General features: G+C 71.6%; 22 protein-coding genes and 1 pseudogene. 9 read left to right on the forward strand and 14 right to left on the reverse strand.

From position 1 onward, the window contains the following. Window positions 1–180: 180 nt before the first annotated feature. Entirely contained in the window at window positions 181–1,215 is a 1,035-nt protein-coding gene (locus tag VIM19_08365) for a low specificity L-threonine aldolase (protein ID HEY5184896.1), read from the forward strand. Here the strand turns inward: VIM19_08365 and VIM19_08370 are convergent. Then, on the reverse strand, window positions 1,203–2,981 hold the full coding sequence (locus VIM19_08370; GenBank protein HEY5184897.1) for a 3-hydroxybutyryl-CoA dehydrogenase: 1,779 nt from the start codon (window positions 2,979–2,981) through the stop codon (window positions 1,203–1,205). The genes VIM19_08365 and VIM19_08370 overlap by 13 nt on opposite strands. 87 nt (window positions 2,982–3,068) lie before the next feature. Here VIM19_08370 and VIM19_08375 point away from each other — a divergent pair, with 87 nt between their 5' ends. After that, window positions 3,069–4,574, forward strand: a complete 1,506-nt coding sequence (locus tag VIM19_08375; GenBank protein HEY5184898.1) for an aldehyde dehydrogenase family protein — start codon at window positions 3,069–3,071, stop codon at window positions 4,572–4,574. Window positions 4,575–4,600: 26 nt separating this feature from the next. Here VIM19_08375 and VIM19_08380 read toward each other — a convergent pair whose 3' ends face one another. Further along, window positions 4,601–6,196 (reverse strand): GMC family oxidoreductase N-terminal domain-containing protein, encoded by a 1,596-nt coding sequence (locus VIM19_08380; GenBank protein HEY5184899.1) that lies wholly within the window; start codon window positions 6,194–6,196, stop codon window positions 4,601–4,603. A 67-nt stretch (window positions 6,197–6,263) separates the two neighbouring features. On the opposite strand from VIM19_08380, the gene nucS reads away from it, so the two are divergent. After that, complete coding sequence (nucS, locus tag VIM19_08385) at window positions 6,264–6,938, forward strand: endonuclease NucS (GenBank protein ID HEY5184900.1); 675 nt, start codon at window positions 6,264–6,266, stop codon at window positions 6,936–6,938. Between the two features lie 16 nt (window positions 6,939–6,954). Here nucS and VIM19_08390 read toward each other — a convergent pair whose 3' ends face one another. From VIM19_08390 to VIM19_08405, 4 genes and pseudogenes are all read right to left on the reverse strand, one after another. Beyond that, window positions 6,955–7,134 carry a hypothetical protein gene (locus tag VIM19_08390; GenBank protein ID HEY5184901.1) on the reverse strand — a complete coding sequence of 60 codons (180 nt, stop codon included), beginning with the start codon at window positions 7,132–7,134 and terminating at the stop codon, window positions 6,955–6,957. 86 nt (window positions 7,135–7,220) lie between these two features. Next, window positions 7,221–7,616: pseudogene (locus tag VIM19_08395) on the reverse strand (transglutaminase family protein). Further along, a complete protein-coding gene (locus VIM19_08400) occupies window positions 7,613–7,798 on the reverse strand; it encodes a transglutaminase N-terminal domain-containing protein (protein HEY5184902.1) in 186 nt (61 codons plus the stop codon). Before VIM19_08400 ends, VIM19_08395 begins: the two are co-directional and overlap by 4 nt. Continuing rightward, window positions 7,798–8,016, reverse strand: coding sequence for a hypothetical protein (locus VIM19_08405; protein HEY5184903.1), 219 nt, complete (start codon window positions 8,014–8,016; stop codon window positions 7,798–7,800). Before VIM19_08405 ends, VIM19_08400 begins: the two co-directional genes overlap by 1 nt. A gap of 117 nt (window positions 8,017–8,133) precedes the next feature. On the opposite strand from VIM19_08405, the gene VIM19_08410 reads away from it, so the two are divergent. The 3 genes from VIM19_08410 (at window position 8,134) to VIM19_08420 (ending at window position 10,251) form a co-directional block, all read left to right on the forward strand. Continuing rightward, complete coding sequence (locus VIM19_08410) at window positions 8,134–8,997, forward strand: ABC transporter ATP-binding protein (protein ID HEY5184904.1); 864 nt, start codon at window positions 8,134–8,136, stop codon at window positions 8,995–8,997. Continuing rightward, window positions 8,994–9,812, forward strand: coding sequence for an ABC transporter permease (locus VIM19_08415; GenBank protein ID HEY5184905.1), 819 nt, complete (start codon window positions 8,994–8,996; stop codon window positions 9,810–9,812). Before VIM19_08410 ends, VIM19_08415 begins: the two co-directional genes overlap by 4 nt. Window positions 9,813–9,873: 61 nt before the next feature. Continuing rightward, on the forward strand, window positions 9,874–10,251 hold the full coding sequence (locus VIM19_08420) for a hypothetical protein (protein ID HEY5184906.1): 378 nt from the start codon (window positions 9,874–9,876) through the stop codon (window positions 10,249–10,251). Window positions 10,252–10,258: 7 nt separating this feature from the next. Here VIM19_08420 and VIM19_08425 read toward each other — a convergent pair whose 3' ends face one another. The 3 genes from VIM19_08425 to VIM19_08435 form a co-directional block, all read right to left on the reverse strand. Then, window positions 10,259–12,265 carry a protein meaA gene (locus tag VIM19_08425; protein HEY5184907.1) on the reverse strand — a complete coding sequence of 669 codons (2,007 nt, stop codon included), beginning with the start codon at window positions 12,263–12,265 and terminating at the stop codon, window positions 10,259–10,261. Window positions 12,266–12,327: 62 nt separating this feature from the next. After that, entirely contained in the window at window positions 12,328–12,666 is a 339-nt protein-coding gene (locus VIM19_08430) for an STAS domain-containing protein (protein ID HEY5184908.1), read from the reverse strand. Window positions 12,667–12,814: 148 nt separating this feature from the next. After that, window positions 12,815–13,669, reverse strand: coding sequence for a 3-hydroxyacyl-CoA dehydrogenase family protein (locus VIM19_08435; GenBank protein ID HEY5184909.1), 855 nt, complete (start codon window positions 13,667–13,669; stop codon window positions 12,815–12,817). A 66-nt stretch (window positions 13,670–13,735) separates the two neighbouring features. On the opposite strand from VIM19_08435, the gene VIM19_08440 reads away from it, so the two are divergent. Further along, window positions 13,736–14,065 (forward strand): hypothetical protein, encoded by a 330-nt coding sequence (locus VIM19_08440; protein ID HEY5184910.1) that lies wholly within the window; start codon window positions 13,736–13,738, stop codon window positions 14,063–14,065. Between the two features lie 60 nt (window positions 14,066–14,125). Continuing rightward, a complete protein-coding gene (locus VIM19_08445) occupies window positions 14,126–14,875 on the forward strand; it encodes a DNA alkylation repair protein (protein ID HEY5184911.1) in 750 nt (249 codons plus the stop codon). 7 nt (window positions 14,876–14,882) lie between these two features. Here the strand turns inward: VIM19_08445 and murA are convergent, their stop codons facing one another. Beyond that, the gene (murA, locus tag VIM19_08450; protein ID HEY5184912.1) at window positions 14,883–16,163 is read right to left on the reverse strand and encodes a UDP-N-acetylglucosamine 1-carboxyvinyltransferase; all 1,281 of its coding nucleotides are present in this window, start codon (window positions 16,161–16,163) and stop codon (window positions 14,883–14,885) included. Window positions 16,164–16,211: 48 nt separating this feature from the next. On the opposite strand from murA, the gene VIM19_08455 reads away from it, so the two are divergent. Continuing rightward, entirely contained in the window at window positions 16,212–16,796 is a 585-nt protein-coding gene (locus VIM19_08455; GenBank protein HEY5184913.1) for a cob(I)yrinic acid a,c-diamide adenosyltransferase, read from the forward strand. 56 nt (window positions 16,797–16,852) lie between these two features. Here the strand turns inward: VIM19_08455 and VIM19_08460 are convergent, their stop codons facing one another. The 4 genes from VIM19_08460 to atpA are packed head-to-tail and all read right to left on the reverse strand — an operon-like array spanning window position 16,853 to window position 21,345. Beyond that, the gene (locus VIM19_08460; protein ID HEY5184914.1) at window positions 16,853–17,242 is read right to left on the reverse strand and encodes a F0F1 ATP synthase subunit epsilon; all 390 of its coding nucleotides are present in this window, start codon (window positions 17,240–17,242) and stop codon (window positions 16,853–16,855) included. Between the two features lies 1 nt (window position 17,243). Next, the gene (gene atpD / locus VIM19_08465; GenBank protein HEY5184915.1) at window positions 17,244–18,710 is read right to left on the reverse strand and encodes a F0F1 ATP synthase subunit beta; all 1,467 of its coding nucleotides are present in this window, start codon (window positions 18,708–18,710) and stop codon (window positions 17,244–17,246) included. A 4-nt stretch (window positions 18,711–18,714) separates the two neighbouring features. Next, window positions 18,715–19,674 carry a F0F1 ATP synthase subunit gamma gene (locus VIM19_08470; GenBank protein ID HEY5184916.1) on the reverse strand — a complete coding sequence of 320 codons (960 nt, stop codon included), beginning with the start codon at window positions 19,672–19,674 and terminating at the stop codon, window positions 18,715–18,717. 33 nt (window positions 19,675–19,707) lie between these two features. Then, complete coding sequence (gene atpA, locus VIM19_08475) at window positions 19,708–21,345, reverse strand: F0F1 ATP synthase subunit alpha (protein ID HEY5184917.1); 1,638 nt, start codon at window positions 21,343–21,345, stop codon at window positions 19,708–19,710. Between the last annotated feature and the right edge of the window lie 80 nt (window positions 21,346–21,425).

Here is a 21,425-nt window from a genome sequence, read left to right on the forward strand (position 1 = left end):
CACCTTGGTCGACGCGCTGCCGGTGACCCGCCGGACCATCCAGGTACCGTCTGGCCCCTCCTCGGGCAGCTCGGCGGACAGCCCTGCGGAGAGCTCGGGCACCTCGTCCGTGCGGCGCCGGTTCGACCGCGGGCTCACCCGTCCACTCTAGGCGTCGTCGGTGCGGGCAAGATGGACGGCGTGCACCTGTTTGCCAGCGACAACTCCGCAGGAGTCCACCCAGCCGTCCTCGCCGCGCTCGCCTCGGCCAACGAGGGCCATGCCCTGGCCTACGGGGCGGACCCGTGGACCGAGCGGGCCACCGCGGCCTTCCGGGACCTCCTCGGCGACGTCGAGGTGCTGTTCGTCTGGGGTGGCACCGGCGGCAACGTGGTGGGCCTGCAGACCCTGCTGGGGCCGCAGCACGCGGTGATCTGCCCGGAGTCGGCCCACATCAACGTCGACGAGTGCGGGGCGCCGGAGCGGTTCACCGGCTGCAAGCTGGTCGACCTGCCGGTGGACGACGGCAAGCTGCGCCCCGAGCAGGTCGTCCAGCAGCTGCACGCAATGGGCGACCAGCACCATGTGCAGCCGCGGGTGGTGTCGGTCACCCAGTCCACCGAGCTCGGCACCGTGTACTCCCCCGACGAGATGGCCGCGCTGGCCGAGGTCGCGCACGCCCACGGGATGTACCTGCACGTCGACGGGGCCCGCGTCGCCAACGCGGCTGCCACGCTCGGCGGCGACGTCCGGTCCGTCACCGCGGACGCCGGGGTCGACGTGCTCACCTTCGGCGGCACCAAGAACGGCGCCATGTACGGCGAGGCGGTCGTGTGGTTCGACCCCGAGCTGGCCCGCTCCGCCCGGTTCCTGCGCAAGCAGGCAGGCCAGCTGCCCTCGAAGACCCGCTACGTGGCGGCCCAGTTCGAGGCGCTGCTCACCGACGGCCTGTGGCTGGCCAACGCGGGCAACGCCAACCGGATGGCCGGGCGGCTGGTCGACGGCGTCCGCGACATCCCCGGCGTCGACCTGCTGCGCCAGCCCGAGGTCAACGGGGTCTTCGCCCGCGTGCCCAAGGACGCGATCGCCCCGCTGCAGGCGGCGTCACCGTTCTACGTCTGGGACGAGGCGACCGGCGCGGTGCGCTGGATGTGCTCCTGGGACACCACCGACGCGGACGTCGACGCGTTCGTCGCCGGCGTCCGCTCAGTGCTCGTCGGCGGTCAGCGCTCGTAGACCCGGAAGCCGCGCCCGGTCTTGCGGCCCAGGTACCCCGCGGTGACCAGGTGCTCGAGCAGCGGCGCCGGGGCGAACCCGCGCTCGCGGAACTCCCGGTACAGCGTGGTCTGGATGGCCAGCGACACGTCGAGGCCGACGACGTCGAGCAGCTCGAACGGGCCCATCGGGTAGCCGCAGCCGACCTTCATGGCGGTGTCGATGTCGTCGGCGGTGGCGTAGTGCGCCTCGAGCATCCGCACCGCGTCGTTGAGGTAGGGGAACAGCAGCGCGTTGACGATGAAGCCGGCCCGGTCAGCGCAGCTGACCGCGTGCTTGCCCAGCTGCTGGCACACGGCCTTGGCCGTCGCGGTGACGTCCGCCGCGGTACTGACCGTCGAGACGATCTCCACCAGCTTCATCACCGGCGCCGGGTTGAAGAAGTGCATGCCCACGACGTCGTTCGGGCGCCGGGTCGCCGCGGCGCACTCGATCACCGGCAGGCTGGACGTCGTTGTGGCCAGCACGGCGCCCGGCTTGACGATGTCGTCCAGCGCCGCGAACAGGGTCTGCTTGACGGCGAGGTCCTCGACCACCGCCTCGACGACGAGGTCGACGTCAGCGAGGTCGTCCAGCCGGCTGGTGCCGCTGACCCGCGCCATCGTGGCGTCCCGGTCCTCCTCGGTGAGCTTGCCGCGGGCGATGCCCTTGTCCAGCGAGCGCGCCAGCGCGGCCTGCACCGTGGCGACCTTGGCGTCGGATCGGGCCACGAACACGGTGTCGTACCCGGCCTTGGCGAACACCTCGATCATGCCGGTGGCCATCGTCCCGGAGCCGACCACGCCGACCCGTCGGACCGGGCGGGCGCCGTCCGTGCCGTCGCCGTCCGTCGGCGTGATCTTGTCGGCGACCACGGTCGGCGAGTTTGGCGCGTCATAGGTGTAGAAGCCGCGGCCGGACTTCCGGCCGAGCATCCCGGCCGTGACCATCTGCTTGAGCAGCGGGTTGGGCGCGTGCAGCCGGTCCCGGCCCTGCCGGTACATCGTGTCCAGGATCTCGTAGGCCGTGTCCAGCCCGATCAGGTCAAGCAGCGCCAGCGGGCCCATGGGGTAGCCGGTGCCCAGCCGCATGGCCGCGTCGATGTCCTCGCGGGTGGCGTAGCGCGACTCGTACATCGAGACCGCGTGGTTGAGGTAGCCGAAGAGCAGGGCGTTGGCGATGAAGCCGGCCTTGTCCCCCACGACGACCGGCATCTTGCCTAGCTGCTCGGCGAAGTCCTTGAGGTCGGCCAGCACCGACTCGTCGGTCACCACGGTGCCGATGACCTCGACCAGCTTGAGGACCGTCGCCGGGTTGAAGAAGTGCATCCCGACGACCCTGGACGGTCGGTTCGTCGAGACCGACAGCTCGGTGACCGACAACGAGGACGTGTTCGTCGCGAGGATGGTGTCCGGGGGCGTCACGGCGTCCAGGCTGGCGAAGATCGACCGCTTGAGGTCCAGGTTCTCCGGGACCGCCTCGACGACCAGCTCGACGTCCTTGAGGTCGTCCACCGAGGTGGTGAACGTAACCCGCCCAAGGAGGGCCTGCTTGTCCTCCCCGGACATCTTCCCGCGGGACACCGCCCGGCCGGTGGACACCTCCAGGTGCGCCCGGCCACGGTCCAGCGCCGCGTCGTCGCGCTCGACGCCCACCACCGTGAGCCCGTTGCGGGCGAACACCTCGACGATCCCGGCACCCATGGTGCCGAGCCCGACGACCCCGACCGAGGAGAAAACGCGCGCCATCTCATCCGCCTTCCCGGTGACCATCTGCTCATCAGTGTTCCAGACTGGTCGCATCGTCCCCGACCCGACCCGACCCCGGAGGCTCCCGTGACCCTGGCCGACGACCGCCGCACGCTGGACACATTCCCGTCGCTGGACCCCGCGACCGGTGAGGAGATCGCCAGCTGGCCGGTGCACGACGAGCAGGCCGTGCGCGAGGCAGTGGACCGCGCCCGGGTGGCGGCCCAGTGGTGGGTCGACCTCGGCTACCGGGGCCGGGCCGAGCGGCTGCAGGAGTGGAAGGGGGTCGTGACCCGCCGGATGGCCCAGCTGGCCCAGCTGATGCACCGGGAGAACGGCAAGCCGGTCGACGACGCGATCCTGGAGATCATCATCGCGATCGACCACATCAACTGGGCGGCCAAGCACGCGCCCAGGGTGCTCGGCCCGCGCAAGGTCCGCCCAAGCCTGCTGTCGGCGAACCAGCAGGCCTGGCTGGAGTACCAGCCGCTCGGCGTGGTCGGGGTGATCGGGCCGTGGAACTACCCGGTGTTCACCCCGCTGGGGTCGATCACCTACGCGCTGGCGGCCGGCAACGCCGTCGTCTTCAAGCCGTCGGAGTACACCCCCGGGATCGGCGCCTGGCTGGTGGACGCGTTCACCCAGGTGGTGCCCGAGCAGCCGGTGCTGCAGCTGGTGACCGGCTTCGGGGCCACCGGGGCGGCCCTGTGCAGCTCCGGAGTGGCGAAGGTCGCCTTCACCGGCTCGACCGCGACCGGGCGCAAGGTGATGGCCGAGTGCGCCAAGACCCTCACGCCGGTGCTCATCGAGTGCGGCGGCAAGGACGCCCTCATCGTGGACGCCGACGCCGACCTCGACGCCGCCGCGGACGCTGCAGCCTGGGGCGGGATGTCCAACGCCGGGCAGACCTGCGTGGGCATCGAGCGGGTGTACGTCGCGGACGCCGTCTACGACTCGTTCGTCGAGAAGCTGGTGCACAAGGTGCGGGACCTGCGCCCCGGCTCGGACGCCAGCGCGTCCTACGGGCCGATCACCATGCCGGCGCAGGTGGACATCATCCGGCGGCACATCGAGGACGCCATCGCCACCGGCGGCCGGGCGGTGGTCGGCGGGATCGAGTCGGTGCGGGCGCCCTACGTCGACCCCGTCGTCCTGCTCGACGTCCCCGAGGACTCCGCGGCCGTGACCGAGGAGACGTTCGGCCCGACCCTGTCGGTGACCCGGGTGCAGGACGCCGACGAGGGCGTGGACCGGGCCAACGCGTCGTCCTACGGCCTGGGCGCGGCCGTGTTCTCCAAGCGCCGGGGCATGGAGCTGGCCCGGCGGATCCGCTCGGGCATGACCTCGGTGAACGCGCCGCTGTCCTTCGCATTCGTGCCGGCGCTGCCGTTCGGCGGCATCGCCGACTCCGGGTTCGGCCGGATCCACGGAGCGGACGGGCTCAAGGAGTTCAGCCGGGCCAAGGCGATCACCCGCCAGCGGTTCGCGCTGCCGATGCCGCTCACGTCGTTCGACCGCACGCCCGAGTCAGTGGAGATGATCGTCAAGGTGGTCACCGCCCTCCACGGCAAGCGCCGCCGCCTCCGCCCCTGACTCCCACCCCCTTCGTATGAAGGGGGTCACGCGAGAGGGGGGTGGGCCAGGATCAGGTCGGCCGCCTTCTCGGCCAGCGCGATCGTCGGGGCGTTGGTGTTGCCCCGCGGCACCCTGGGCATGATCGAGGCGTCGACCACGCGCAGGCCGTCCACCCCGCGCACCCGGCACTCGAGATCGACCACCGAGTCGTCTCCCACGCCCATCGCGCAGGTGCCCACCGGGTGGTACAGCGTCGCGCTCCAGCGGCGCACGTGCTCGCGCAGGTCGTCGGGGCTGAACGCGTCCGGGCCCGGCAGGAGCTCCTGGTCCAGGAACGGCCCCAGCGGGCCCACGGCGGCGATCTCCCTGGCCATCCGGACCCCTGCCGTCAGCGCCTCGAGGTCCTCGTCCGCGGTGAGGTAGCCCGCGTCGATCGACGGTCGCCACCGAGGGTCCGCGGACGCCAGCCGCAGCCGTCCCGAGCTCGCCACGGACACCAGGGTCGGACCCACCGTGAAGCCCGGGCCAGGGGGCTCGCCGAGCCCGTGGTCGACGAACGCCGCGGCGGCCACGTGGAACTGGACGTCCGGAGCCGGCAGGTCGGCCCGGGTCCGCACGAAGGCGCAGGACTCGGCCACCGTGGAGGCGAACGGACCCCGCCTGGTGGCCTGCCAGCGCAGCAGCTGGCCCACCGTCTCGTGGTCGTGGAGCGAGGTGGTGCCCCGGGTCAGCCAGACGACCGGCGTCGCGAGGTGGTCCTGCAGGTTGCCGCCCACACCAGGCAGGTCCGACACCACCGGCAGCCCCAGCTCACGCAGGTGCGGAGCGGGCCCGATGCCCGAGAGCATGAGCAGTTGCGGGCTGTTTACCGCGCCGCCGGAGAGGATCACCTCCGCGTCGGCCTCCGCGCGGTGCTCCGCACCGTCGTGCAGCCAAGTCGCCGCGACCGCCCGGCCGCCCTCGACGACCACCCCGGTCGCCAGCGCGTCCGTCACCAGCGTCACCCCGCCCGTGGCCAGCGCCGGACGCAGGTAGGCGCTGGCCGCCGACCAGCGAGCCCCCCGCCGCTGGGTCGCCTGGAAGAAGCCGGCGCCGTCCTGGGTGGCCCCGTTGAAGTCGTCGTTGCGCGGCAGCCCGAAGGCGACCGCCGACTCCACGAACGCCCGGGTGAGGTCGTGGCGGTAGCGCAGGTCCTCGACCCGCAACGGGCCCCCGACCCCGTGGTAGGCCGAGGCCCCCCGCTCGTTGTCCTCAGCCCGCTTGAAGTACGGCAGCAGCTCGGAGTACCCCCAGCCGGCACAGCCCAGGTCGTCGCGCCAGGTGTCGTAGTCGAGCGCGTTCCCGCGGACGTAGAGCTGGGCGTTGATGGACGACGACCCGCCCGCCACCTTGCCGCGCGGCCAGTACAGCCGGCGCCCGAGCAGGTGCTTCTGCTCGACGGTGGTGTAGTCCCAGTCGACCTGCGTCTTGAACAGGTTCGGGAAGCCGGCCGGGATCTTGATCATGTCGATCCCGGCGTCGTCGCCCCCCGCCTCCAGCACGAGCACCGAGGCGCCGCTCTCGGCCAGCCGGTAGGCCAGCACGCACCCGGCGCTGCCCGCCCCGACGATCACGTAGTCGTAGGTCCGCCGCTCGTCCATCCCCGAAACGCTAGCCGGGGTGGCGCCGGTCGGCAGCCGGATCCGGACGTCGACTACGGTGCCCTGCGTGCGGCTCGTCATCGCCCGGTGCAGCGTCGACTACGTCGGCCGGCTCACCGCCCACCTGCCCAGCGCCACCCGGCTGCTGCTGGTCAAGGCGGACGGCTCGGTCTCCATCCACGCCGACGACCGCGCCTACAAGCCGCTTAACTGGATGAGCCCACCCTGCACCACCCGCGAGGACGTCGACGACGCCGGCGCCGGCACCTGGACGGTCGTCAACAAGGCCGCCGAGCAGCTGGTGATCACGATCGAGGAGGTGCTGCACGACTCGGCCCACGAGCTGGGCGTCGACCCCGGCCTGGTCAAGGACGGCGTCGAGGCGCACCTGCAGCACCTGCTGGCCACCCACGTGGAGACCTTCGGCGTCGGCTGGCGGCTGGTCCGCCGGGAGTACCCGACCGCCATCGGCCCGGTCGACCTGCTCTGCCGGGACGCCGCCGGCGCGACGGTCGCGGTCGAGGTCAAGCGGCGCGGCGAGATGGACGGCGTGGAGCAGCTGACCCGCTACCTCGAGCTGCTCAACCGGGACCCGCTCCTCACGCCGGTCCGCGGCGTGTTCGCGGCCCAGGAGATCAAGGCGCAGGCCCGGGTCCTGGCCACCGACCGCGGGATCGAGTGCCTGACGGTCGACTACGACGCCCTGCGCGGGCACGACGACCCCGGCTTGCGGCTGTTCTGACAGCGGCTGACGGCGGTCACCGCCCCAGCTGCGTGATCTGGACGTCGACGACGAGCCCCCCGCTCGGCCCACCGGCGTAGATCCCCTTGAGCGGCGGCACGTCGGCGTAGTCACGGCCCCTCGCCACGACGACGTGCGCCGAGCCCACGACCCGGTCGTTCGTCGGGTCGTGGGCCTGCCACCCGCCGTCCCACACCTCCGGCCAGGCGTGGCTCTCGCCGTGGACCGTCTCCCCGACGGCTCCTGCTCCTGGTGCAAGTAGCCGGAGACGTACCGGGCCGGGATGCCGACGGCCCGCAGCAACGACAGGGTCGCGTGGGTGAAGTCCTGACACACCCCGAAGCCGGACCCCCAGGCCTCGCCGGCCGTCGTCGAGACGGTGGTGACCCCGGGCGTGTAGGCGAGCCGGTCCCGGACGATCCCGATGGCGGTGCGCACGGCGTCGGCCGGCCTGGCCGACGCCTGCAGCCGTTCCACGGCGGCGGCCCGCTCGGCTTCCGTGGCGGCGTCCACGTAGCCGGTGGGGCGCAGGAACTCCGACAGCGGTCGCGCACCGAGACCAGGTCCGCCCAGCCGACGCCGGGGGCGGCCCGGTGCCCGCCCGGCGTCTCGACCAGGCTGGTGGCCACCACCTCCAGCGCCTCGTGGCTCTCCTGCGTGTCGAAGGCCTCGACTCACGCGCCCCAGTAGTCGGGGTAGCTGAGGATCGCCGCCCGCGGCTCCACGTGCAGTTCGTGCTGCAGCAGCCGCTGGCCCCCGTCGTCGAGCCGGGTCATCCGCACCTCGTTGAACGACGCGACCACGGGAGCTGCGTACCGGTACCCGGTCCGGTGGGTGACCTGCAGCAACCGGCCGGCCATCAGTGGCTCCACACGATCGTTCCGGACTGCCGGAAGAAGTCGAAACCCACCGCGTCCGAGGCCCGCCCGGCCGCGGCCTGGGCCCGCTCGGTCAGCCGCTCCGCCTCGTCCGGCCCGGGGGCCACCGCGAACTCGAGCATCGAGCGCAGCAGGCCCACCTCCCGCAGCAGCTCCCCCGAGTCGGTGTCCCCCAACGCCTGCCCGGTGGCCTCGGTCACCGTACGCTTCGACGCCTCGCCGGTTTCGGGCCGGTTGCCGAGGCGTTTCGGATGGACGCCTGACGAACGGGCCGAAGGCCTGTTGACCGAGGCGGCCCGGCCGGACACGATCGAGCCATGGCTGAGCCAGCGATCCTGGTGAGCGCCTTGCACAAGGCCTACGGGGACACCTACGCGGTCGACGGCGTCGACCTGGCGATCGACCCCGGCGAGTGCTTCGCGCTGCTCGGCCCGAACGGCGCCGGCAAGACGACGACGGTCGAGATCCTGGAGGGGTACCGGCACGCCGACGCTGGCACGGTGAGCGTGCTCGGGGAGGACCCGTCCCGTCCCACGCCGGGCTGGCGGGCCCGGATCGGCATCGTGCTGCAGTCCGCCGCCGACCTCGCCGACCTCAGGGTGGACGAGGTCGTCCGGCACTTCTCGACGTACTACCCGAACCCCCGCGACTTCGACCAGGTGATCAGCGCGGTGGGGCTCACCGAGAAGCGCCGGTCGAAGGTGACCGACCTGTCCGGCGGCCAGCGCCGGCGCCTGGACGTCGCGCTGGGCATCATCGGCCGCCCCGAGCTGCTGTTCCTGGACGAGCCGACCACCGGGTTCGACCCGGAGGCCCGGCGGGAGTTCTGGGACCTGATCGCCTCGCTGCGTGTCGACGGCGCGACCATCCTGCTGACCACGCACTACCTCGAGGAGGCCGAACACCTGGCCGACCGGGTCGCCGTCATCGTCGACGGCCGTATCGCAGCTCTGGGCGACCCCGCCACCCTCGGCGGACGCCGCACGGCGGAGGCGCTGGTCTCCTGGCGCGACGGCGAGCCGCGCGAGGCGCGGACCTCCGCGCCGACCCGGTTCGTCCAGGAGCTGGCGGCACAGTTCGGCGGCGAGATCCCCGAGCTCGCCGTCCGCCGACCCACCCTCGAGGACGTCTACCTGAAGCTGGTCGGCGCCCGGACGTCCGAGACCGACGAGGCGCCATGAGCACCACCACGCACCTGCCCGGCGCCGCCGCCATCGGCTGGCAGCGGTTCCTCATCGAGCTCAAGTCGTTCTTCCGTGGTCGCGAGACGGTGATCTTCACGTTCTCGTTCCCGATGCTCCTGCTGCTCGTGTTCGGCACGGTCTTCTCGGGCGTGGCCGACCCCAAGAGCGGGGTCACCTACAGCCAGTACTTCCTGGCCGGCATGATCGCCTCCGGCCTGGTCTACAGCGGCTTCCAGCAGCTGGCCTTCGCCATCCCGATGGAGCGCGACGACGGCACCCTCAAGCGGCTGCGCGGCACCCCGATGCCGGCGGCGGCCTACTTCCTCGGGAAGTTCGGCGTCGTCCTGGTCGGCTACGTCGGTCAGGTCGTCCTGCTGCTGCTCATCGGGGCCGCGCTGTTCGACGTCAGCCCGCCGGCCACCGCCACTCAGTGGTTCACGCTGCTGTGGGTGAGCGCCCTCGGGCTGGTCGTGTGCGTGTCGCTCGGGATCGCGATGTCCGGCGCGGTCCGCAGCGCGCGGACGACGAACGCTGTGGTCACCCCGATCGTTCTGGTGCTGCAGTTCACGTCCGGCGTCTTCTTCGTGTTCTCCCAGCTGCCGCACTGGATGCAGGTGGCGTCCTCATTCTTCCCGCTCAAGTGGCTGTGCCAGGGGATGCGTTCGGTGTTCCTCCCCGAGTCCTTCGCCAACCAGGAGCCGGCCGGCAGCTGGGAGCTGGGGAAGGTGGCCGCCGTGCTGGCCGTGTGGGCCGTGGTCGGCGTCGCCCTCGCCCTGCGCGGCTTCCGCTGGCAGCGCCGGGAGGAGATCTGACCGGACGTCGGCAGGTCGAACGACCGGTCCCCACCAGTCCGTCCGGGCCTACCCTGAGGTCATGAACAGCACCAAGAAGTGGGACGAGGAGCTCGTGGAGCGGGCCAAGACCGCCGCGCAGCAGGTCGTGCGCGACGCGCAGAGCGCCCTGGCCCACGGCCAGCAGGCGCTCGACGAGTGGCAGGTGCGCCGCGATGCCAGCCGGCTGCTCGCCGACCTCGGCGCCGCGTACTACGGCGAGCAGCGCAGCGGCGGTGAGCCGGGAGCGGTGCGGGCTGCGATGGAGCGGCTGGACGACCACGTCCAGCGCTACGGCTGGGTCGGGTTCCCGCCCGGCGTGATGCCGGCCGGCGAGCCGCCTGCAGCCGTGCACACGGTCGAGCGCGTGGTGGAGCCGGCCACCGAGCCGGCGACCGAGGAGCACCCCCCGGAGGACTGAGCGCGGGTCAGCGCCCGGCACCCTCGAGCAGCGGCCGGAGTCCGTGTGCCTGCCGGATTTGCTCGACGATGCGCCCCATGACCGCGGTGATGTCGAAGTCCTTCGGGGTGAACACCTCGGCCACGCCCTGCGCGGTGAGCTGCTCGGCGTCGGCGTCCGGGATGATGCCGCCCACGACCACCGCAACGTCCACGAGCCCCTCGGCCCGCAGCCCCTGGACGATCTCCGGGACCAGCTGCAGGTGCGAGCCGGACAGGATCGAGATCCCGACGCAGTGCACGTCCTCAGCGACCGCGGCCGCGACGATCTGCTCGGGGGTCAGCCGGATGCCCTGGTAGACCACCTCGAATCCGGCGTCCCTGGCGCGTACCGCGATCTGCTCGGCCCCGTTCGAGTGCCCGTCCAGGCCGGGCTTGCCGACCAGCAGCCGCAGCTTCCCACCGAGCTCCTGCCCGGTGCGCCGCACCGCCTCCCGGACGGCGGCCAGCTCGTCGCTCGCCGTCGACATGCCCACGACGCCGGCCACCCCGGTGGGGGCCCGGTACTCCCCGAAGACCGAGCGCAGCGCGCCGGCCCACTCCCCCGTGGTGACGCCCGCCCTGGCACAGCGCAGGGTCGCCGCCATCAGGTTCTCGGTGCCCGCCGCGACGGTGCCCAGCTCGGCCAGCGCGGCCGCCACCTCGTCGGCGTCCCGCGCCGCCCGCCAGGCCCGCACCGCGTCGACCGCGTGCTGCTCGACCGCCGGGTCGACGGTCTGGATCGCGGCCTGCAGGTCCGCCGTGAGCGGGTTGGGCTCGGTCGAGGTGAACTGGTTGACCCCGACGACGACGTCCTGCCCGGACTCGATGCGGGCCCTCCGGGCGGCGTGCGCCGCGACCAGCCCGTGCTTCATGTAGCCGCTGTCGATGGCGACCACCGCGCCGCCCATCTGCTCCACCGTGGCCATCTCGGCCCGGGCGGCGACCACCAGCTCCGCGGTCTTGGTCCCCACGACGTGCGAGCCGGCGAACAGGTCGTCGTACTCCAGCAGGTCCGACTCGTAGGCCAGCACCTGCTGCATGCGCAGCGACCACTGCTGGTCCCACGGACGGGGCAGGCCCAGCGCCTCGTTCCAGGCCGGCAGCTGGATCGCCCGCGCCCTGGCGTCCTTGCTCAGCGTGACCCCGAGCATCTCCAGCACGATCCGCTGCACGTTGTTCTCCGGCTGCGCCTCGGTCAGGCCGAGTGAGTTCACCTGGACGCCGTACCGGAACCGCCGCTGCTTCGCGTCGGTGACCCCGTAGCGCTCCTGGGTCAGCTCGTCCCACAGCACCACGAAGGCGCGCATCTTGCACAGCTCCTCGACGAACCGCACCCCGGCGTTGACGAAGAACGAGATCCGCTCGACCACCTGGCCGAACCGCTCGGGCGGGACCTGACCGGAGTCGCGGACGGCGTCCAGCACCGCGGTCGCGGTCGACAGCGCGTAGGCGATCTCCTGGACCGTCGTGGCACCGGCCTCCTGCAGGTGGTAGCTGCAGATGTTGATCGGGTTCCACTTGGGCAGGTGGTTGACCGTGTACGCGATGAGGTCCGTGGTCAGCCGCATCGAGGGAGCGGGCGGGAACACGTAGGTGCCCCGCGACAGGTACTCCTTGATGATGTCGTTCTGGGTGGTGCCCTGCAGCACGGCGGGGTCGACGCCCTGCTCCTCGGCGGTGACCTGGTACAGCGCGAGCAGCCACATGGCGGTCGCGTTGATGGTCATCGACGTGTTCATCTCGCCCAGCGGGATGCCGCCGAACAGCCCGCGCAGGTCGCCGAGGTGGCTGACCGGGACGCCGACCTTGCCGACCTCGCCACGGGCCAGCGCGTCGTCCGGGTCGTAGCCGGTCTGGGTGGGCAGGTCGAAGGCCACCGACAGCCCGGTCTGCCCCTTGGCCAGGTTGCGCCGGTACAGCGCGTTGGACGCCGCCGGCGAGGAGTGCCCCGCGTACGTCCGCATCACCCACGGCCGGTCCCGGTCACCGCTCATGGCGAGCACCCCTCACGTGTCGTCCCACCAGACGAGCCTACTGAGCGGTAACCGGCGTCGGGTCAGGCGGTGGCCGCCCCGCGGGCGGCGGCCTCCCGGTCGAGGTAGAGCACCCTGTGCAGCCGGGTGACCGCCAGCAGCCGCAGCAGCCGCGGCTGGGGGTCGACGAGGACGAGCCGTCCGCCCAGCCGGGCGCAGGTGCGATGCGTGGTGACCAGCAGCCCGAGCCCGACGGCGTCCACGACCTCGACCAGGGAGACGTCGGCCACGACGTCACCCGTGGGGCTGGCCGCCAGGACACAGCCCAGCGCGTCTCGGACCGACGCCACGGTCGACACGTCCAGCCGCGTGGGCAGCCGGAGATCGACGCTCGGCGACGAACCCGCACCTACGTCCCGCATGGCCTCTCCCTCCGGGGCGGCCACACGCCGAGCAACCCGCGAGCCAGCGGGTTGCCGGGAGGGGAAGGGACCGCCACCGACGATGGTGCCGACAGGCTAGGGGCTGCTCAGGCCTCGGGGGGCGCGACACGCAGGGCGCGCGCGCCGCTCAGCCGCCGTACCGGTAGAAGCCCCGCCCGGTCTTGCGGCCGAGATCACCCGCGGCGACCATCCGCAGCATCGACTCCGGTGGGAGGAACTTGCTGTCCTGGGTCTCGCCGTAGATGTTGCGCGCGGCGTAGACCATGATGTCGACCCCGGTCAGGTCGGAGGTCTCCAGCGGCCCCATGGCGTGGCCGAAACCGAGCCGGCAGGCCACATCGAGGTCCTCGGCGCTGATCACACCGGACTCCACCAGCCGGGCCGCCTCCATGGCCAACGCCTTGTCGCGGTTGACCACCACGCAGGTCTTGCCGACGGACTCGGCGAACGCCCTGGCCGTGGCCAGTGTCTCGTCGGAGGTCTTGTACCCGCGGACCAGCTCGACCAGGCGCATCATCGGCACCGGAGAGAAGAAGTGGGTCCCGATGACCGACTCGGGGCGCCGGGTCACCGCCGCCACGGAGGTGATCGGGATGGCCGAGGTGTTCGTGGCCAGCACCGCATCGGGCCGACAGACCTCGTCGAGGACGGCGAACACCTCGTGCTTGACGTCGATGTGCTCGAACACCGCCTCGACCACGATGTCGGCGCTCGCGGCGGCCTCCTCCAGGTCGGTGGTCACCGTGATCCGCGCCAGTGCCGCGTCCGCGTCCTCGCGGGAGAGCTTGCCCTTCGCGACGAACCGGTCCACCGACTCGGTGATCGACCGGACGCCCCGGTCCAGCTGCTCCTTCCCGACATCGCGCAGCCGGACCTCGTGACCGGCCTGAGCGGCCACCTGGGCGACACCCGAACCCATGAGCCCGGCCCCGATGACTGCGACGGTCGACGTGAACGGCTCCTGATCTCTCGGCTGGCGCACCGTTGTCCCTTCGGCGACCCTAGCGCTGGGGGTGCCGGGGGCAGCTGGGCGGTCCACACTGGTGGAGTGGCCAGCTGGGGCGCCTACACCTACGCCTTCGGGCCGTTGCTGGCGTTCGGCGGGCTGGGCCTGCTCATGCTGCTGCTGCGCTGGGCGTTCGGGCACGGTGGCTCGCTGGTCGAGCGGCCGGTGCGACCGGGTGACCCCTCGGACTACGGGCTGCTGGTCCCGGTGGCCGCCCCGGTCGACTACCCCGAGGGGGAGCGGCAGCGGCGCACCCTCGAGCGGGCCGGCCTGCGCGCGACGCTCGCCACGACCCGGTCCGGCCATCGGGTGCTGGTCTTCGCCGGGGACGAAGAGCGCGCCCGCGAGCTGTTGAAGCCGCCACCCCCCTGAGCTCCGGTCGGTTGACCATGTTTGGCGTGCGGTCGAGTGCCCGATCGAGAGGACTCCCCAGTGAGCGAGCCAATCGCCTTCGCCGACGTGCTTGCGCTCGTACCCGCGATGGAGGAGCAGCTTCGTGCGGCCGGGACGAAGGAACGTGCCGATCATGAGCAAGCCTACCTGAAGAGCTCGCTCGAGCACTTTGGCACATCGGTGCCCGCGATCCGGGCGGTGGCCGTCCGGCTGCATCGCAGCCGCCCGGATCTGGAGCATGACGACGTCGTCCGGCTGGTCGAGGCGCTGTGGTCGGCACCCGTGCACGAACGTCGGATGCTGGCGGTGGAGGTGCTCGACCAGTTCGCCGGTCGCCTCTCCCCGGCCGACCTGGGTCTGGTCGAACGCCTGGTGCGGGAGTCGAGGACCTGGGCCTTGGTCGACGGGTTGGCTGCCGACGTCGCCGGCCGGATCGTTCTGGCGGCACCGGACGACGCCGTCGTCGGCGCGACGCTGGACCGATGGGCGGCCGACGACGACTTCTGGGTGCGTCGGGCCTCACTGCTCGCCGAGCTCAAGCTGCTGCGCGACGGTGGGGACTTCGCCCGGTTCGCTCGGCACGCTGACGCGATGCTCGGCGAGAAGGAGTTCTTCATTCGCAAGGCCATCGGCTGGGTGCTGCGGGAGACGGCACGGACCCGGCCCGACGAGGTCGTGGCGTGGCTGGAGCCGCGAGTGTCCCTGGCCTCCGGCGTGACCCTGCGCGAGGCCGTGAAGCCGCTCTCCGACGACCAGCGGGCGCGACTCGGGGTTCGTCGCCGTCCGTAGACGCTGGTCAGCCTCCGGCAGCGAACGGGTCAGGCTCGCGGGCCACGGTGGCGCCCAGGGTGCGCAGCTGGGCGTCGAAGTCGGGGTAGCCGCGGTCCAGGTGGTGCACCTCGCTCACCGTCGTCACACCGTCGGCCACCAGCCCGGCGAGGACCAGCCCGGCCGCGGCCCGGATGTCGGTCGCCCGCACCGGCGCACCGGACAGCCGCTCCCTGCCCCGGACCACGGCGTGGTGGCCGTCGGTGCGGATGTCGGCGCCCAACCGCTGCAGCTCGTCCACGAACACGAACCGCGCCTCGTAGACGTTCTCGGTGACCATGGCGGAGCCGTCCGCGACCGCGTTCAGCGCCAGCAGCATCGGCTGCAGGTCGGTCGGGAACCCGGGGTACGGCAGGGTGACGACGTCCACGGCGCTGGGACGCCGCTCGCAGGCCACCCGCACCCCGTCGTCCAGCCGGTCGATCTGCGCGCCGGTGCCGGCTAGCTTGTCGAGCACCATCTCCAGGTGCTCGGGGCGGGCGTTGCGGACCGTGACGTCCCCGCGGGTCATCACTGCCGCGATCAGCCAGGTGCCGACCACGATGCGGTCCGGCACGGAGGTGTGCTCGGCGGGGTGCAGCGCTGGCACGCCCTCCACCTCCAGGGTGGAGCTGCCCGCTCCACCGATGCGCGCCCCCATGGCCGTGAGCAGGTGGCACAGGTCGACGATCTCCGGCTCGCGGGCCGCGTTGTCGATCACTGTGGTACCCGTGGCCAGGACCGCGGCCATGAGCAGGTTCTCGGTGGCGCCGACGCTGGGGAAGTCCAGCCAGATCGGCGCCCCGACCAGCCCGGCCGGCGCCTTGGCCACGATGTAGCCGTGCTCGGTCTCCACGGTCGCCCCGAGCCGCACCAGCCCGTCCACGTGCAGGTCCAGCGGCCGGACCCCGATGGCGTCCCCCCCGGGGCGAGCGACGTCCGCCTGCCCGCAGCGGGCCACCAGCGGCCCGAGGACGCAGATGGAGGCCCGCATCCGGCGGACCAGGTCGTAGTCGGCCTGGTGCCCCAGCCGCTCCGGGACGTCGATGAACACGGTCGCGGCGGCCCGGTCGTGGGTGACGGTGCAGCCGAGCCGGCGCAGCAGCTCGGCCATGATCTCGACGTCGAGGATGTCGGGCACCTCGTGCAGGGTCGAGGTGCCCTGCGCCAGCAGGGTCGCAGCCATCAGCTTGAGCACGCTGTTCTTGGCCCCGCCGACCCTGATCTCGCCCGCGAGCCGCACTCCGCCCTCGACCCGCAACCGCTCCACCTGGCCAGCGTAGGACGGCCGGCTCCGGCGGAGGCTTAGGCTCGTGGCGTGGTCAACCTCACGCGCATCTACACCCGCACCGGTGATGACGGCAGCACCGCACTCGGCGACATGAGCCGCACATCGAAGACTGACCCCCGGCTGGTGGCCTACGCCGACGTGGACGAGGCGAACGCCGCCATCGGGGTGGCGCTGGCCCTGGGCGGGCTGCCCGACGCGGTCAGCGCGCTGCTAGTGCGGATCCAGAACGAACTGTTCGACGTGGGCGCCGACCTGTGCACGCCCGTCGTGCCCGACCCGCAGTTCCCGCCCCTGCGGGTCGAGCCGGAGTACGTGGACCGGCTCGAGCTGGCCTGCGACACCTTCAACGAGGACCTGCCCCACCTGCGCTCGTTCGTGCTGCCGGGCGGCACGCCGGGGACAGCGCTGCTGCACGTCGCGCGCACGGTGGTCCGCCGCGCCGAACGTTCGACCTGGACGGCACTGGAGACGTACGCGGACACCATGAACCCGCTGACCGCGCGCTACCTCAACCGGCTCTCGGACCTGCTGTTCATCCTGTCCCGGGTGGCCAACACCCCGGCGGCAGGAGGCGACGGCGACGTGCTCTGGCTCCCTGGCGCCACCCGCTGACCCTCCCGCATGCCGACCCTCCGTATGAGGGTCCCGTCATGCGGGGCCGGGGGGGATCAGCTGTGCGGGACGGGGTGGGCGGCAGCGCGCAGCCGGACCTCGGCCCGCTGCACCGCCGCCTCGTCGGGCTCCCCCGCGGCCTTCGCCCGCTCCAGCGCCGCCTCGGCCCGCTTGACGTCGATCTCGGAGGCGAGCTCGGCAGTCTCGGCCAGGATCGCCACGTTGTCGGAGTCCACCGAGAAGAATCCCTGGTGGACGGCGGCGATCTGCCGCTCGCCCCCGGGCAGGTGGACCCGGACGACGCCGTCGACGAGCAGGGCCAGCACCGGCTCGTGGCCGGGCATGATCCCGATCTCGCCCTCGACCGTCTTCACCACGACCATCAAGGCCGGCCCCTGCCAGATCTGCCGGTCCGCCGCGACGATCTTGACGTTGAGCTCGGCCATGTCAGCCGGCCAGCTTCTTCGCGTTCGCCTCGACGTCCTCGATACCACCGCACATGAAAAACGCCTGCTCGGGCAGGTGGTCGTACTCGCCGCTGGCCAGCGCCTTGAAGGAGGCGACGGTCTCCTCGATCGGCACGAACACGCCCGGCTGGCCGGTGAAGGCCTCCGCCACGAACATGTTCTGCGACAGGAACCGCTCGATCCGGCGGGCCCGGTTGACCAGAACCTTGTCCTCCTCGCCGAGCTCGTCGATGCCTAGGATCGCGATGATGTCCTGCAGGTCCTTGTACCGCTGCAGGATCTCCTTGACCCGCGCGGCCACCGCGTAGTGCTCCTCACCGACGTACCGCGGGTCGAGGATCCGCGAGTTCGAGTCCAGCGGGTCGACCGCCGGGTAGATGCCCTTCTCCGAGATCGGCCGGGAGAGCACCGTGGTGGCATCCAGGTGCGCGAAGGTCGTCGCCGGCGCCGGGTCGGTCAGGTCGTCCGCCGGCACGTAGATCGCCTGAAGTGAGGTGATCGAGTGGCCGCGGGTTGAGGTGATCCGCTCCTGCAGCTGACCCATCTCGTCGGCCAGCGTCGGCTGGTAGCCCACCGCGGACGGCATCCGGCCGAGCAGGGTGGACACCTCCGAGCCGGCCTGGGTGAACCGGAAGATGTTGTCGATGAACAGCAGCACGTCCTGCTTCTGGACGTCGCGGAAGTACTCCGCCATCGTCAGCGCGGACAGCGCGACCCGCAGCCGGGTGCCCGGCGGCTCGTCCATCTGGCCGAACACCAGCGCGGTCTTCTCCAGGACGCCAGACTCCGACATCTCCAGGAACAGGTCGTTGCCCTCACGGGTCCGCTCACCGACACCCGCGAACACCGAGACGCCGCCGAACTCCTCGGCCACCCGGTAGATCATCTCCTGGATAAGCACGGTCTTGCCCACGCCGGCGCCCCCGAACAGGCCGATCTTGCCGCCCTTGACGTAGGGCGTCAGCAGGTCGATGACCTTGATGCCGGTGGCGAAGACCTCGGTCTTGCTCTCCAGCTGGTCGAACGCCGGCGCCTGGCGGTGGATCCCCCACCGCTCGGTGATCTCCAGGGACGACTCGGGCACGTCCAGCGGCTTGCCCAGCGTGTTCCACACGTGGCCCTTGGTCACGTCACCGACCGGCACTGTGATCGGGCCGCCGGTGTCGTGCACCGGCGTGCCCCGGACCAGGCCGTCGGTGGGCTGCATCGAGATGGCGCGCACCATGTTGTCGCCGATGTGCTGAGCCACCTCGAGGGTGAGGGTGTGGACGGTCTCCCCCTCGACATGCACGGAGCCCAGCGCGATGTCGACGTGCAGAGCGTTGAACAGCTCTGGCATCGACTCGGCGGGGAACTCGACGTCGACGACGGGGCCGGTGACCCGGGCGACCCGGCCGACCCCGGGGGCGGCCTGCGCTGTGCTCGGGGCGTCAGTCGTGGCGGTCATGGTCTCACTCACTCCCTGCTGCGGCTGCGGCGAGCGCGTCCGCGCCACCGACGATCTCACTGATCTCCTGGGTGATCTCCGACTGCCGGGCCTGGTTGGCCTGGCGGGTCAGCGACCGGATGAGCTCTTCGGCGTTGTCCGTGGCGGACTTCATGGCCCGCCGACGGGCTGCGTGCTCCGACGCCGCGCTGTTCAGCAGCGTGGTGTAGATGACGTTCGCCACGTACCGGGGCAGCAGCGCGTCCAGCACGGCGTCGGCCGACGGCTCGAAGTCGTACAGCGGGAAGATCTCGCGCTCCTGGCGGCCCGGCAGGTGCGGATCGGCGTCCGCGTCGGGGACACCGAGGGGCACGACCTCCTCGACGACCTCCAGCGGGAGCACCCGGTTCGCCGACGTCCGCTGCACGACGGTGTTGACGAACTGGGTGCCCACGATGTGGATCTCGTCGGCGCCGCCGTCCTCGGTGCGCAGCAGGAACAGCTCAAGCAGCGCAGCGGCGATCTCCTGCGCGTGGTGGTACTGCGGCGCCTCGGTGAACCCGGTCCACGACTGGCGAACCTCGCGGTTGCGGAACCGGTAGAAGCTGACTGCCTTGCGCCCCACGAGGAAAGGCACGACATCCTTGCCCTCGGCCCGCAGCAGGTTGGTGAGCGCCTCGCCCTCCTTGATGGCGTTGGACGCGTAGGCGCCGGCCAGCCCGCGGTCGGAGCTGATCACCAGGATGGCGGCCCGCTGCTGCAGCCGCGCCTGCGCGGTCAACGGGTGGTTGCCCACCATCGCGGCGTGCGAGACGGCGGCCGTGATGGCCCGCACGAGCTCCTGGGTGTACGGCCGAGCGGCGTCCAGCCGCTGCTGCGACTTGACGATCCGCGACGCGGCGATGAGCTCCATCGCCTTGGTGATCTTCTTCGTCGACTGCACCGAGCGGATCCGGCGGCGGTAGACCCGCAGCTGGGCTCCCATGCGATCAGGCCCCTTCCTTCGCTGGACCCGCCATCAGGCCTGGCGGACGCGACGGGTGATCTTCTCGTGGTCGACGTCCTCCTCCGTCAGGGCCGCGACCGGCTCGTCCTTGACCAGCAGCTCGCCCGAGCTGGTCGTGAACTGCGCCTTGAACGTCGTCACGCCCCTCTCGAGCAGACCGACCGTCTCGTCGGAGATGTCCTTGGACGACGCGATCGTCGCCAGCACTCCGGCGCCGTCACGGCCGAGGAACTCGAGGAACTCCGACTCGAAGCGGCGGATGTCCTCGACCGGCACCTCGTCCAGCTTGCCGGTCGTGCCGGCCCACACCGAGACGACCTCCTGCTCCATCGGGAACGGCGTGTACTGGGGCTGCTTGAGCAGCTCGACCAGACGAGCACCTCGCTCCAGCTGCGCCTTCGACGCGGCGTCCAGGTCGGAGCCGAACGCCGAGAACGCCTCTAGCTCGCGGTACTGGGCGAGTTCCAGGCGCAGTCGGCCGGCCACCTTCCGCATGGCCTTGACCTGCGCCGAGCCACCGACCCGGGAGACCGAGATGCCGACGTTGATCGCCGGCCGGACACCGGAGTTGAACAGGTCCGACTCGAGGAAGCACTGGCCGTCGGTGATCGAGATGACGTTGGTCGGGATGTACGCCGACACGTCGTTGGCCTTCGTCTCGATGATCGGCAGGCCGGTCATCGAGCCGGCACCGAGCTCGTCGGACAGCTTGGCGCAGCGCTCGAGCAGGCGCGAGTGCAGGTAGAAGACGTCACCGGGGTAGGCCTCGCGGCCCGGCGGACGGCGCAGCAGCAGCGACACCGCGCGGTAGGCCTCGGCCTGCTTGGACAGGTCGTCGAAGATGATCAGGACGTGCTGGCCCTGGTACATCCAGTGCTGGCCGATGGCGGAACCCGTGTACGGGGCCAGGTACTTGAAGCCGGCCGGGTCGGACGCCGGGGCCGCAACGATGGTGGTGTAGTCCATCGCACCGGCGTCTTCGAGCGCGCCGCGGACCGCCGCGATGGTGGACCCCTTCTGCCCGATGGCCACGTAGATGCACTTGACCTGGCGGGTCGGGTCACCGGAGGCCCAGTTGCCCCGCTGGTTGATGATCGTGTCGATCGCGACCGCGGTCTTGCCGGTCTGCCGGTCGCCGATGATCAGCTGCCGCTGACCACGGCCGATCGCGGTCATCGCGTCGATCGCCTTGATGCCGGTCTGCATCGGCTCCTTCACCGGCTGCCGCTGCACGACGGACGGCGCCTGCAGCTCCAGGGCCCGGCGGGTCTCGGCGACGATCTCGCCCTTGCCGTCGATCGGGTTCCCCAGCGGGTCGACGACCCGGCCGAGGTAGCCGTCGCCGACCGGGACCGAGAGGATCTCGCCGGTCCGGCGGACCGGCTGCCCTTCCTCGATCTTCGACCCGTCGCCGAGCAGCACGACGCCGATCTCGCGGATGTCGAGGTTCAGGGCCAGGCCGAGCAGGCCACCCTCGAACTCCAGCAGCTCGTTCGTCATGGCCGAGTGCAGGCCCTCGACGCGGGCGATGCCGTCGCCGGTCTCCATGACCCGCCCGACCTCCTCGCGAGCGGTCTCGGGCGCGTACGCCTCGACGTTCCGCTCGATCGCGGCCCGGATCTCGTCCGGACGGATCGTCAGCTCGGCCATTGCTTCCCTGCTCTCTTGCTCGGCGCCCCCAAGGCTGAGGGGCGGTGGGTCAGATTCGGGCTGGGGTTCGAAGCCTGCTG

The organism is Actinomycetes bacterium (assembly GCA_036510875.1).
Taxonomy (GTDB): domain Bacteria; phylum Actinomycetota; class Actinomycetes; order Prado026; family Prado026; genus DATCDE01.

Coding starts and splice junctions, on each gene's coding strand:
- VIM19_08380 (HEY5184899.1), bottom strand. CDS start 6,196: ATGGACGAGCGGCGGACCTACGACTACGTGATCGTCGGGGCGGGCAGC.
- VIM19_08425 (HEY5184907.1), bottom strand. CDS start 12,265: ATGAGCGGTGACCGGGACCGGCCGTGGGTGATGCGGACGTACGCGGGG.
- VIM19_08400 (HEY5184902.1), bottom strand. CDS start 7,798: ATGGCCGGCCGGTTGCTGCAGGTCACCCACCGGACCGGGTACCGGTAC.
- VIM19_08460 (HEY5184914.1), bottom strand. CDS start 17,242: ATGGCCGAGCTCAACGTCAAGATCGTCGCGGCGGACCGGCAGATCTGG.
- VIM19_08370 (HEY5184897.1), bottom strand. CDS start 2,981: ATGGCGCGCGTTTTCTCCTCGGTCGGGGTCGTCGGGCTCGGCACCATG.
- VIM19_08410 (HEY5184904.1), top strand. CDS start 8,134: ATGGCTGAGCCAGCGATCCTGGTGAGCGCCTTGCACAAGGCCTACGGG.
- atpA (HEY5184917.1), bottom strand. CDS start 21,345: ATGGCCGAGCTGACGATCCGTCCGGACGAGATCCGGGCCGCGATCGAG.
- VIM19_08420 (HEY5184906.1), top strand. CDS start 9,874: ATGAACAGCACCAAGAAGTGGGACGAGGAGCTCGTGGAGCGGGCCAAG.
- atpD (HEY5184915.1), bottom strand. CDS start 18,710: ATGACCGCCACGACTGACGCCCCGAGCACAGCGCAGGCCGCCCCCGGG.
- VIM19_08470 (HEY5184916.1), bottom strand. CDS start 19,674: ATGGGAGCCCAGCTGCGGGTCTACCGCCGCCGGATCCGCTCGGTGCAG.
- VIM19_08430 (HEY5184908.1), bottom strand. CDS start 12,666: ATGCGGGACGTAGGTGCGGGTTCGTCGCCGAGCGTCGATCTCCGGCTG.
- VIM19_08415 (HEY5184905.1), top strand. CDS start 8,994: ATGAGCACCACCACGCACCTGCCCGGCGCCGCCGCCATCGGCTGGCAG.